The following is a 12245-nucleotide window of genomic DNA, read 5'->3' as shown; positions in this document are numbered from 1 at the left end:
GCCGTCAGGGTAGGCGAAGTTGGCGGTAGAGGTCTGGGCCCCGGAGAACTGCGGTCCCTGCGTCGCTGCGTCGAACGAGGACCCGTCCGGATTCAGCGGTCCCCAGTGCGGCTCCAGTTGCGTCGGATTGCACGCGACGCCGAGGTGGAAGTGGCTGCCGCAGACGCCGTCGGTTCCGCAGAAGCTCGTGTCCAGCGGGTCGCAGGTCTGGCTGTCGTTCGGACCCCCGGCGCACTTCCATCCGTCCCAGCCCGGATCCTCGGCGCTGCCGGGTCCACTGTAGATATGGATGATCGAGTGGTGGGTCTGTGCGTCCTGGAACAGCTGATTGCCCCGGTACGAGAAGCACATGCCTGCGTTGAGACCGGTGTCGTTCGTCCCCGGGAACACGCCGGTGCAATCGACCAGGTCCTCGGCGGGAACCGTGGCGGACACGTCGTAGTACGACGCTTCGCAGCCTTCCTGCTCGGACTGGTGGCGCAGCAGGTAGCCCGGCATCGCGAACTGGGTGCCGACAGAAGGATCCGGAACCGGAGGCTGCGGAATGTTCAGTGGAGTAGCCGGGGGCAGGCAGCTTCCGAGCTCGGCAGCGGTGCCTTCGACGACGCCGTCGCGAGGCGCGCCGCCGCGGATCCAGTTCTTGATCGCGTCCAGATGCTCGGTCGTCAGCGCCGATCCGTTCTGCGGCATCGCCGACCCAGGGCAGGATGTGCCGAGCGTCTTGGCGGCGAGCTTCTCGTACAGCATCGACTGGTCGTTGTTACCGGCGAACACGCGCTGCACGGAGGGGTTGATGAAGCTGGGCACGCCGACCAGCGCCGAGTACGAGTCGCTGGTTGCGCGCAAGTCGAGGTGACCCTGAGGCGTGTCGCTGCCGTGGCAGGCGGCGTTGTTGCAGTCGTACGCGGGGTTGTCGAAGATCAGCGCCTGGATTCCATCGTAAGTGCTCGTATAGGTGATGTTGGAAGGATCACAACCCTTGCACGCGTTGGAGCAGGTGTCGTTGTCGATCAGGTTCCCGTCGTCGCACTCCTCGCCCGCCTCCAGAACGCCGTTGCCGCATACCTGCGGACAGTCTCCCGCAAGGGACGTGCTCGCGATCACCTCGCCACCGCTGCCGTCGGCCTGGTTGGCCTTGAACGTGGCCTGGCGGTCTGCGGAGAATTTCGCGCAGAACGCGTAGTCCCCGACCGTCATCACGATGTCGACCGAATCCTGCGGTGCGCCGATCCGGAACGGCCATGACTGGCTCTTGGCCATGATCTTGAGGGAGCCTTCCTTCGACCCCGCGCGCATCTGGATCTTCGTGATGCCGTGCGTGTAGTACGGGTCGCCCTTGTACTGCCATCCCTTCGGAGCCGCCGGGTCGCCGATGGGCGTCCAGCGCGCCGGGTCGAGCTCGATCAGGCCGGTGTTGCCGGGCTGCGTGCCGGCGCCGCGCACCAGCAGGGTCGAGCGTTCCACGGTCGGATCGTGGGCGATGCTGGTATTGTTGATATTGACCTGTCTGGTCGTGACGAACTTGAACGACGTGCCCAATCCATTGGGCGTGTAGTGCATCGTCAGCGAGTTGCCCGACAGCGGCCAGTGATTGTCGTCATTGGCCGATGCTGCTGTGGCGGCGATCAAGAGCGCACACACAGCGAGCAGAAGACGGCGGAACCGGTCCGTTCCAATACCTGCAAAAAACCGCATTGTTGATCCTCCCCTCGAACGGCAGCGCTCAGCGCTGTCTGTGCCCTCGAACGGCAGCGCTCAGCGCTGCCTGTGGTCGCCCGGAAATGACCGCGATCTGGCGCGATCTGGCTTGCGAACTTGACGGAAAGGTACTGGCCAAAGATTGCACAGTCAATGCAAAATTCACGGGCGCTGCAGAGGCAGGCGGCGCCCGGAAATGCCTTGAGATGCGGGAACTTGCCCGCTCAGCGCAGCGCGCTTGCCCGGCCGACGACGACCTTGGTCGAGTCTGCCTTCTCGACCCAGACGTCCAGGTGCACGCGGGTACGGTCGGCCTCGGGCGACTCGTCGGTAACTTCGGCCCTTGCCGTCACCGTTTCCCGCGCCCACAGCACATTGACCAGCCTCACGTCCATCTTTCCGCCGCGCAGCCAGCCGGTGGCGAACTCGCGCGTCAGCAGCTCCGACAGCAGGCAGACGGGCAGCATTCCCTGCACGACGATGTCGGGAAACCCGAGCGCAAGGGCGGCCTCGCGATCGGTGTGGTAATTCTGCCCCGGCCCCGAGAATGCCATGCACACTTCGTCGCTGACGAGTTTCTCCAGAGGCGGCAGCGCCCGGCCTTTCCCTCCGATCTCGAAGCGGCGCTCGCCGCTCTTCTCGCGATCCTTGTCGACGGCAGCACCGCCGCGCGGCGCGCCGGCCACGAGGAAGCTCTGGTGCGTGAGCCCGCGCACCAGCAGGCGACCGTCGGCGTCCTGCACCCAGGTTTCCTTGACGACGTAGTCGCGATCGCGCTTGCGGTAGCGCTCACGGATGAGTCCGCGGGTGCGAACCGGCGTTCCGACCGGCACCTCGTCGAACAGCTCCCACTCCTGGCGCGCGTGAAGGTTGCCCCAGATGTTGGCGAGGTACCACGACAGGCTCTCGTAGCACTCCGAATGCAGGACGAGGCCGGGCGCGACCTGCTCGTACAGCGGCAGCTGCTGCCCGAGGGCGCCGATGTAGCGATCGACGAGCGGACGGTCGATGACGACGTCGCGCCCGCCGAAGTCCCTGCCGACGTAGACTGGTTCGCCGCTGTTGTTCATCGCGTCTCCTTCATGGATCGCATCGATTGCCTCGATCGCTTCGAGTTGCCTGCCTTGCGTGCCGTTGCCGCCGCGCCGGCGCCTGCAACGCCGTTCGCCGCTCGCCCGGCACCGGATTGTCTTGATGATCCGGCTCGCTTAACTTCGCCTATCCTTCTGCGGGAGAAAAGCACGATGTACGACCGGCTTTCGATCGATGCCACCGCGGCGGCCGCTGCCGGCCGCGAGCGGGCGCCCGCGCCGGGGCACGTAGCCTTTCCGAGGCGCGAGACCGCGCCTTTGCCGAGGCGCGAGATCGCGCCGTTGCCGGGGCGCGAGACCGCGCCTTTGCCGGGGCGCGAGATCGCGCCGTGGCCGGGGCGCGAGATTGCGCAATGCCGGTAGCTGCCTGGAAAACTCCGGAGGTCGAGGCCTTCCGCTCTTCGCTGCGCTCTTTCCTCGCGCGCGAAGTGATCCCGCATCTCGGCGAGTGGGAAAGACAGCGCCGCACGCCGCGCAGTTTCTGGAAGGCGATGGGCAAAGCCGGCTTTCTCTGCCCGTGGCTGCCCGAACAGTACGGCGGCAGCGGCGCGGGATTCGGTTTCTCGGCGGTGCTCTGCGAAGAGCTCGGCTACACCGGGTTCATGGGATTGCAGACCGGCGTGTCGGTGCACTCGGACATCGCCGTTCCGTATCTCGAGCAGTTCGCCGGCGAAGAGCAGAAGAGGCGCTGGCTTCCCGGCTGTGCAAGCGGAGACCTGCTCACCGCGATCGCGATGACCGAGCCGTCGGTGGGATCCGACCTGGCCAACCTGAAGACGACGGCTGCTCGCGACGGCGACCATTGGGTTCTCAACGGGCAGAAGACGTTCATCAGCAACGGCGTCGACTGTGACCTGATCATCGTCGCGTGCCGCACCGATCCTGCAGCCGATCCGCCTTACGCGGGCGTCAGTCTCATCGTCGTCGAAGCTGGTGCGCCGGGATTCCTCAAGGCGCGGCCGCTCGAGAAGATGGGCCAGCACATCCAGGACACTGCCGAGCTGTTCTTCGAGGATTGCCGCGTCCCGCGCGCGAACCTTCTCGGCGAGCCGGGTCAGGGCTTCCGCTACCTGATGCAGAACCTGCAGCGCGAGCGGCTGATGATCTCGATTGCCGCGCAGGCGGCCAGCGAGCAGATCCTCGCCAAGACGCTGCCGTACGTGAAAGAGAGAAAAGCCTTCGGCACTCCCGTCGGCTTTTTCCAGCACAACGCGTTCAAGCTCGTCGAGCTGACCACCGAGATCGAGATCGGCCGCACCTTTCTCGACGCCGTCATCGACGAGTTCGAGGCGGGCGTCGACATCACGCGGCGGGTTTCGATGGCCAAGTGGTGGATGAGCGACCTGGCCAACCGCGTGGCCTACGAGGCTGTCCAGCTTCACGGCGGCTACGGCTACATGGCCGAGTACGGAGTCTGCCGCGACTACGTCGACGTGCGCGCGATGCCGATCTACGCCGGTTCCAACGAGGTCATGAAGCTGATCCTGGCCCGCCTCATGGGCCTGGAGCCGAAAGGCTCGGAGTAAATGGAGCCGAGAAGCCCGGAGTAACCGGAGCGCAGCAGCTCATGCCGACGGAAGCGGTCTGCGCGGAGCGTCGATTGGCTCCAGGCGCAGCGCCACGATAGGGTCTTCGATCCTATTTCATTCTCGCGGATCACGGGGCGGCTCGCAGGGGCCTGACACGGGACTGGCGGGCCAGGGGTGGCATTTTGCGGCGGGGTGAGGGCCAGAACCGCGACATCGATCGAGACGAGCTGCGTGCCGTCGACAAGGCGCTGCGCGCGGCCGGCGACGTTCGCACGGTGCTCGACGTCGGCTCGGGCAACAGTCGCTGGCTGCGCCATTTCCAGGCGTTGCATCCCGGCCTCGTCGTCGAGCTCGACATCTCGCAGGACGGCCTGGCAGAAGCACGCGGCGGCGTCGCTTCCGACCAGGCGCTTGCCGGCGCCAGCTCGTTCGTCTGCGCCGATGCCGGTGCGCTCCCGTTCGCGTCGCAGTCGTTCGACCTGGTCGCGTGCCTGCAGCTGCTTCCGTACGTCAGGAAATCGGGTCGCATTCGCGCGCTTCGCGAGATGCGGCGCGTGAGCTCGCGCTGGGTCATCGTCGAGTATGCCCACATCGAGGGCGCATCGTTCCTGTGGCAGAGGGCGCGAAGGCGTCTCGGCCTGGAAGCCACGTTTCCGCGCAATCACCTGACGATGCCCCAGGTCGAAAGCGAGCTCCGGATGGTGGGGCTCGGCATTCGCGGCTTCGCGCCTGTCGGCGGCGCATTCTCCCGCTCGTGGGTCGTCCTTGCCGAAGCGCCGTCTGCCGGCTGGATGAGCTCCTGAGCGCAGCGCGCGGATCAAGCGCCCATCTGCGTCGTTGGTAGCTGGACACGCGGCGCTCCGGCGATCGCTTCGAGGCGGTGTCGCAGGAACACGTCGATGTCGTCGAGCACCGGAGCGATGAGGAAACCGACCCGGTCCGACAGCGTGGCAAGAATGTCGGTGTGGCCGAGGTAGTCGTAGAGGATCACGCGCGCGGATCCTCCGAGCTCGCGGATCGCGCTGGCCATGCGCACGCTGCTCGACGGCCTCACGGTACGGTCGCGTCTTCCGTGAAGAAACAGCGCCGGGGGGAGTCCCTCGCGTGCGAAGCGGATCGCCTGGGAGCGACGCAGGCCGTCTTCGGGGCTGAACATCTCGCGCAGGTCGGGCTCCCGCTTCGGAAAAAAATCGAAAGGCCCGGCCATCAGCACGAGTCCCGCGATCGAGTCCGGATCGATGCCCGTGGCCTCGGCGTAGCTGCGGTCCATCGTCGCCAGCGCGGCGAGCTGGGCACCGGCCGAGTGGCCCATGACGAACAGCCCCGAAGGATCGATGCCGTGGCGCGGCAGCAGCGCACGCGCCCACGCGATGGCCGCTGCAGCGTCCTCGACGAATCGCGGGAAGCGCACCTGCGGGTACTTGCGGTAGTCGCAGATGATCGCGGCGTGGCCGCGCGCGGCCAGCGAGCGCGCGACGAAGCGGTACTGCTCCTTGCAGCCGTAGCTCCAGCGCCCCCCGTGCAGGAACAGCACCGCGCCGCCCGAGCCGGCCTGCGACGCCGGAAGATAGAGGTCGGCGCGCTGCGCCGCATCGGGGCCGTAGGCCAGGTCGGCGGTGGCACGGGCGCCTCGCCCGGATGAGAGCAGGTCGAGGGCCCCCAGCGGATCGCGGCGGGCCGACGGCAAATGCAGCGCGATGTCGCCGATCGCGCGGAGCACTCGGGAAGCCACGCCCACGATGTAGCGCGCTTCTCGTGCAGCGCGAAGCCCCGCCGGCCCGCCGTCGCCGGTCCTGCCGCTCCTGCGGCTCCTTCTTTCCCGCATGCAGGCGGCATTGCCCGAAGGATTGCATTGCGAAACGCGAGGCGGCGGGTACACTCGTTCGCTGTGATCACGGGGTTGCGGGAGCACGCTCGAACGACGCGCGCTCGCCGGCACAGACCCCGGGGGTGAGGTGGATGAAGGGACTTTCGGGCAAGATCGCTGCCGCCGTCGTGCTGGCAGCCTGCTGGGTGAGACCGGCCGCGGCCGGCGGCGAGCAGATGCTGGCCAGCCGCCAGACCACGCCCGAGGCCCTCTCCCTCGAATCGACCGGTCCTCGCGAAGACGAAACCAAGAAAGAGCAGCTCGCCCGCATCTTCACGCCGGAAGTCGTCCAGCGCCTCTGGATGGAGGACTACGACGACCTCGACAAGGCATGCGCGCGCGGCTGGCTCGTCGACGTACCGGACGACCCGGCCGGTCTCGGAATTTCGATCCGCAAGGAAGGCAACTCGCCCGTCGGTGAGAAGGAGCACGACCTGTCGCGGCGCGCCAAGATGTACCGCCTGTCCAAGCCCGGCGCCGGACTGCTCTACCGCATTGCGAACTTCCTTCGCGAATCCGAGGGCGGCGCGTTCGAGCCGCTGCCGGTGTCGAGCATGGTGCGGCCGTGGACGTACCAGAAGAAGCTGATGCTGAGCAACGCCAACGCGAACACGATCCGCGCCGGCGTTCCCCCGACGCACGTGTTCGGCCTCGCCTTCGACATCCCTCGCCGGGACATGACGGCCGAGAGGCAACGGCGACTGGAGCGTTACCTCGAGACGCTCACCCAGGCCGGCACGATCGTGTACTTCAAAGAAGGAAAAGCGCAGTCGACGTTCCACGTCATCGCGCTTCCTGCAGCGCAGGACGAGCTCGAGGCCGACTACTACGAGCTCACTGCCAGGGCGGGCCGCGCGGGAAAAGGCCCGATTACGTGCGCCGGCAAGTCCACCCCCGATTTCGTCCACGACGAAGTCTCGTGGTGACCACGACCTGACCTGAACGGCGGCGGCCGCGGCCGCGAACGACCCCATGGCGCAGCTCCACCCCGTCCGCTTCGGAATCCAGACCGGACAGCAGAACCTCGGCTGGCAGGAACTGCGCGCGCTGTGGTCGTCGGCCGATTCCTGGGGCTACGACTCGCTGTGGCTCTACGACCATTTCTACCCGATCTTCACCGACCCGAACGGTGCCTGCCACGAAGGATGGACGCTGCTGTCGGCGCTCGCGCAGGCGACACGTCGCGCGCGCATCGGCCATCTCGTCACCGGCAACAGCTATCGCAACCCCTGCCTGCTCGCGAAGATGGCAGTGACCGTCGATCACGTCTGTGACGGTCGGCTCAACCTCGGCCTCGGGGCCGGATGGTTCCAGCTCGAGCACGAGAGCTTCGGCATCGAGTTCAAGCCCATCGGTGCGCGCCTCGGCGCACTCGAAGAGGCATGCCGAATCGTCAAGGGCATGCTTCGCGGAGAGCGCGTCAGCCTCGACGGTCGTCACTACCGCGTTCGCGACGCGCACGCGGTGCCGGGACCGGTGCAAGTCGGGGGGCCGCCACTGATGATCGGCGGCGCCGGGCGCAAGGTGCTGCTGCGCATCGTCGCCGAGCACGCCGACATGTGGAACTACTTCGGTGCGCCCGCCGACATGAAGGAGCTCATCGACGTGATCCGCAGCCACGGCGATCGCGCGGGCCGCGATACCGACGCAATCGAGAAGAGCGTCGCGATGCCGCTGTGCTACAGCCTCGACGAAGATCGCCAGCTGGCGGCCTGCCAGATGCTCGCGCACGCGTACGGACTGACGCCCGAGAAGGCGAGGGGTCGCATGATGATCGGCGGCCGCGACGAATGCCTCGACAAGGTCGCTGCCTATCGCGCGATCGGGATCACCCACTTCGTGTTCATGTGCTTCGCTCCGGTGTTCTCCGATGAGCTGCAGGCTTTCGCCGAGGAGGTCGCTCCCCAGGCGCGGGCGATGGCCGGCTGAGGCCGCAGCTGGCGGCAGAATGCGGCCGGAACCGGCCCGGCAGCACCGTTCGTTGCGCCCCTGCAAGGCGGTAAATATAGTGAATGCGGTTGCTCCCGCCGCGCGGCTGGCGAACAAGGGGAACCGGTGCTGCGGACTGCCGGAGCCCAACCCACTTTCGGAGGAAATCCACCCATGTCGTGGAAACTGGTTTCAAGTGCACTGACGGCAGTCTTCGTGCTGGCCTTCGTGACCCCTTCCACTGCCGCCGACGAACTGTACGGCCGCTCCGGCCCGTATGTGGCAGGCGGAGGGACTTACGCATTCCAGGAGTTCAGCGGGTCCGCCAGCAAGCACGACAGCCCCGACAACGCCTGGGGCTACCAGATCAAGGGCGGCTACCGTTTCAACGAATGGTTCGCGCTCGAAATAGACTGGAGCCACCTGCCGAAGTTCGGCGACAGCACCGGCGATACCGAGGTGCTCCAGCTCGACGCCGACGCCAAGTTCTACCCGTTCCATGGCATCGTGCAGCCCTACCTGCTTGCCGGGGCGGGCTGGAACAGTGTCAACGACAAGAGGGCCGGCGGGGATGACACCAACGGCGCCGGCTTCCGCTTCGGCGGTGGCCTCGATTTTTACATCACCCGGAACTGGGGCCTCTACACGGAGGCCGACTACCTCCTGGGGACGGGCAGCCGCAGCAATTACGGGTCTGTCCCGCTGTCGTTCGGGGTACTCTACCGCTTCTACTGAGGCCGCCTGGCCTGCGCCGCTGTCCGCGTTTTATGACGCGGTGCGGCTTTTGCGGCCGGAGCCGGCTGCCGCTACAATTTTGCCTGGTCGACGGGATCGCAAAGGGTCCCCGGCGGCCGGCCGATCGTTCGCGCTTGCGTCGAATTCGGCACGATCAGGCGAGGGAAGCCCGGGGCATGGAAACCCCGGCGCGGGAGCCGGAGCAGGAGAACCGGAGGAGAAAAACCCGACGCTCCGGGAAGGAAGCAGCGTGGCGAAAGGCGCGGGCCAGGTTCGATGGCGGGAGTTGCTCGAGTCGTGCGCCAATGTGACTGGCACGACATCGGCGCCTGTCGCCGCGTCGGCGGAACGTGCATTCGCGGCGACATCCGCTCTGCACGGTGCTCTGCGCTTATCCGACGCGAAGGACAGCGGTGACGAAGATGCGTCGCGCGAGCTTCGCACAATGCTCCCACTCACATGAGCCGCAATTTTCGCGTCGGGGGTGTTGGCAATGCCAGGCGGATACCGGAAAGCGGCTCGGAAGAGGAAAGAAGGGGAGCGAAGAAATGTGTTCTTTGCCAAAACCTTCGCGGAATGCAGTGCACACGCCGCAGAAATGCTAATACTGTCCGGCGTGGGGGCGATCGGAAAGCCCGGGGGACCTGCTTGACTGTCTGCGCTGGGATGCAACAGTCGGCGAACCACCGGTCTTGAAAAAAGGAAGCTCTTTAGGAGGCATGAGATGAAGAAAGGTGTTTTCTCCGTAGTGTTGGCGTCTGCCGTGCTGGCTGCGGCGTCGCTCGCTTTCGCCGGTGCGTACGGCGAGCCCGAAAAGCCCGAGGAAATCCCGGCACCGCCGCCGGCGCCGCCGGCGCCGGAAGTCGTCGCGCCGCGCATCATGCGCGAGTTCACCGGCTTTCTCACGGATGCGGAAACGACCCGCGGAATCTGGGCCGAGCTCGGCTCCGTCTACGCGGCCGAATATCATCCGAAGGCGGTCGGCGACGTCGAGGCGGTCAATACCTACCTGCATGCTTCCTTCGGCACCGAGCTGTTCGAGGTGGGCTTGCTCGCGCCGTACGTCTACGTGCACCAGGACACGATCGGCAGCGACAACGACTTCGGCGACCTCAAGGCGTGGGCCAAGGTGATGCCGCTGCGCACCGAGAACTTCGCGCTCGGCGGCGGCCTGATCTTCAGCTTCCCGACGGCCGGCAGCGGGCTCGGCACCGACGAGTACGGGTTCGAGCCGTACCTGACATTCAATGCCGTTGCGGGCCCGACCAACATTCGCGCCAGCCTCGGCTACGAGGTGACGACCGATCCGAACAACATCGTCGCCGACAAGCACACCGGCCTGCCGCGCAATGCGCCGAGCGACGAGTACGACTACACCGACGCCAACCTGGCGGTGCTGATGCCGCTGACGATGCTCGGCGGCTTCGGTGACCAGGTAGTGGTGCGCGCCGAGCTGACGCACAACCACTTCATGTCGAACGACGCCGACCCGGTGAGCATTTTCCCGGGCGCGGACATCAGCTTCCACGTCGGACCGGGCGAGTTGCTGCTGCGTCCCACGCTCGGGATCGGCATCAACGAAGCGCCGGACTGGCAGATCGGTCTCGGCATCGCGTACAACACGGGCGTCTGAAGAGCGCCGCTGCTGGCGGCAACAAAAAAGGGCCGGGTCGTTTCGACCCGGCCCTTCTTCTTTGCGCCGTCTGGTTTCGGCAGTGGCTCAAAGGCCCGGATTGTACTCGACGCGGATCACCGACAGGCCGCCGGTGTACTGGTTGCGCGACAGCGTGATGCGTCCCTGGCCGTGGTAGATGTACTCGGTGCGCGCCGTATCCGTTCCTGCGTATCCGGGAATGAACTGCTTTCCCGTCATGTAGCTGTGCGACGTGTCCGGCTCCCCGAGGATGCGGCGCACGTCGGTGTCGGCCATTCCGTGGTTGATCTGCGCCAGCTTGCTTCCGGCCGGCGGTGGTGTGCTGGCGGCAGCTTTGGCGTGGCTCTCGCCGGCGGGCGCCGCTGCGGCGGGCTCACTCCTGTGCGCGGCACAGGCCGCGACAAGCGCGCTGACGGACAACGACAAGGCGATCGTGACAGTTCTCGACTTCATGGGTAGTGGGCTCCTCCCCTGGGCATTTGTGGCTCGCGCGGGTCCATCCCGGCCCGCGCGGCATTGTGGTTCGGCAGCGGCGATTCGACCCGACACCGGCGTGCGCGTCAACAACGGGGTTGCGTAAAAGCGACAAGAAAAAGGCCCCGGGACGCACTGCCTCCCGGGGCCTTCGACTGGCGGCGAGCCTCGCCGCCAGGATCTCGTTGCGGCGTGCTACTCGACGGTAACTCCGCCGATGCTCTCGCCTCCGCCGCCGCCCTGTCCGAACAGGTCGTAGAAGCCGAAGACGACGCTGGCTGTGACCATGTCCACGCCCTGGTCCATCACCGAGAAGAAGTGCGCGTATTCCGTGCGCAAGAGGATGTTGTCGGTGATGCGGAACTGGAGTCCCGCGCTCAGCGTGAAGGCCTGGCCGCTGTCATTGCGTGAGTCGAGGGCCGGGATCTCGTGCGCGGTCGGCGGATAGCTCCCGATCTTGTCGCACCCGCTGGTGTCGGAACCGGTGCATTTCTTGCTACCGTGCGACGCGAAGACGAAGATGCCCGGACCGCCGATCAGGGCCACGCGGTCGCTCCACAGCGGCACCCACGCGCGCAGCCTCGCCTCGACGCCGTCGACGTTGACGTGGATGTGGTCGTTGTGCGCGGTGGTGTCACCGGGGTCGGTCAGGTCGGTGGCCTTGAATCCGCCGAGGTCGGTCCAGCCCACTTCGGCGCCGAGCCAGTCGGCCATGCGATACCCGGCGAAGACCGACCACATGAAGTTGTTCTCCTGTCCGATCTTGTCGGCAGTGAACGAGTCGGTGTCGCCGTCGCCGTCGTGGTCGTTGGCCGTCGAGTAGAAGATCTTCGAGTGGAGCCCCGGCCCCTGGAAGAAGCTCCCGCCGATGCTGCCGCCGGCGTAGAAGCCGCGCAGCGGCTTGGCCGTCTCGTCCTTGGTGGTGGTCGTCGTCTCGGTGACGGTCGACGTCGCGGCTTTAGGCGCCTCCGCTGCGTGAGCCGCAACGGCCGTGCCGAAAGCCAGGGCGAGCACCGAGGCCCCGCACACAAACATCCTCGTCTTCATCGATCCCTCCATGGAAGGCGTTGGTCGGCCCGACGTAGCCGCTCGGGCGATCGTCAGGCGCCGCAGGATTCCCCAGTCGGTTTAGCATCCAGTCCACCGTGCGGCAATTCTGGTATGGGGTCAGGCACCAGGCGAATGGGGTCAGGCACCAACCGCACCAACCGCAGGCACCAGCCGTTACGCCCACTCGAACCTCACCGGCACGTCGATCGCCGGAAGGA

12 protein-coding genes are annotated in these 12245 nt (G+C 66.5%); 7 read left to right on the top strand and 5 right to left on the bottom strand.

Annotated elements, in window-relative coordinates:
• On the bottom strand, nt 1–1629 hold a 1629-nt coding region (locus VGK20_09510; protein ID HEY2774275.1), incomplete at its 3' end, for a DUF4215 domain-containing protein.
• 293 nt (nt 1630–1922) lie between these two features.
• A complete protein-coding gene (locus VGK20_09505) occupies nt 1923–2768 on the bottom strand; it encodes a MaoC family dehydratase (GenBank protein HEY2774274.1) in 846 nt (281 codons plus the stop codon).
• 12 nt (nt 2769–2780) lie between these two features.
• Here VGK20_09505 and VGK20_09500 point away from each other — a divergent pair, with 12 nt between their 5' ends.
• The 3 genes from VGK20_09500 (at nt 2781) to VGK20_09490 (ending at nt 5121) form a co-directional block, all read left to right on the top strand.
• The gene (locus tag VGK20_09500) at nt 2781–3152 is read left to right on the top strand and encodes a hypothetical protein (protein HEY2774273.1); all 372 of its coding nucleotides are present in this window, start codon (nt 2781–2783) and stop codon (nt 3150–3152) included.
• Nucleotides 3143–4315 (top strand): acyl-CoA dehydrogenase family protein, encoded by a 1173-nt coding sequence (locus VGK20_09495; protein ID HEY2774272.1) that lies wholly within the window; start codon nt 3143–3145, stop codon nt 4313–4315. Before VGK20_09500 ends, VGK20_09495 begins: the two co-directional genes overlap by 10 nt.
• A gap of 185 nt (nt 4316–4500) precedes the next feature.
• Nucleotides 4501–5121 (top strand): class I SAM-dependent methyltransferase, encoded by a 621-nt coding sequence (locus tag VGK20_09490; GenBank protein ID HEY2774271.1) that lies wholly within the window; start codon nt 4501–4503, stop codon nt 5119–5121.
• A gap of 14 nt (nt 5122–5135) precedes the next feature.
• Here the strand turns inward: VGK20_09490 and VGK20_09485 are convergent, their stop codons facing one another.
• Nucleotides 5136–6143: an alpha/beta hydrolase gene (locus VGK20_09485; GenBank protein HEY2774270.1), complete on the bottom strand. Its 1008-nt coding sequence runs from the start codon at nt 6141–6143 to the stop codon at nt 5136–5138.
• Between the two features lie 125 nt (nt 6144–6268).
• Here VGK20_09485 and VGK20_09480 point away from each other — a divergent pair, with 125 nt between their 5' ends.
• The 4 genes from VGK20_09480 (at nt 6269) to VGK20_09465 (ending at nt 10482) form a co-directional block, all read left to right on the top strand.
• Nucleotides 6269–7111, top strand: coding sequence for a DUF5715 family protein (locus VGK20_09480; GenBank protein ID HEY2774269.1), 843 nt, complete (start codon nt 6269–6271; stop codon nt 7109–7111).
• A 46-nt stretch (nt 7112–7157) separates the two neighbouring features.
• Entirely contained in the window at nt 7158–8114 is a 957-nt protein-coding gene (locus VGK20_09475; GenBank protein ID HEY2774268.1) for a TIGR03560 family F420-dependent LLM class oxidoreductase, read from the top strand.
• Nucleotides 8115–8288: 174 nt separating this feature from the next.
• Nucleotides 8289–8849, top strand: a complete 561-nt coding sequence (locus VGK20_09470) for a porin family protein (GenBank protein HEY2774267.1) — start codon at nt 8289–8291, stop codon at nt 8847–8849.
• Between the two features lie 724 nt (nt 8850–9573).
• Complete coding sequence (locus VGK20_09465) at nt 9574–10482, top strand: hypothetical protein (GenBank protein ID HEY2774266.1); 909 nt, start codon at nt 9574–9576, stop codon at nt 10480–10482.
• A gap of 87 nt (nt 10483–10569) precedes the next feature.
• On the opposite strand, the gene VGK20_09460 is transcribed toward VGK20_09465, so the two are convergent.
• Nucleotides 10570–10956 (bottom strand): hypothetical protein, encoded by a 387-nt coding sequence (locus tag VGK20_09460; protein HEY2774265.1) that lies wholly within the window; start codon nt 10954–10956, stop codon nt 10570–10572.
• Between the two features lie 216 nt (nt 10957–11172).
• Nucleotides 11173–12024, bottom strand: coding sequence for an outer membrane beta-barrel protein (locus VGK20_09455; GenBank protein HEY2774264.1), 852 nt, complete (start codon nt 12022–12024; stop codon nt 11173–11175).
• Nucleotides 12025–12245: the final 221 nt, after the last annotated feature.

The organism is Candidatus Binatia bacterium (assembly GCA_036493895.1).
Lineage (GTDB): Bacteria > Desulfobacterota > Binatia > UBA1149 > CAITLU01 > DATNBU01.
This window is presented reverse-complemented; position numbering and strand designations above follow the sequence as displayed.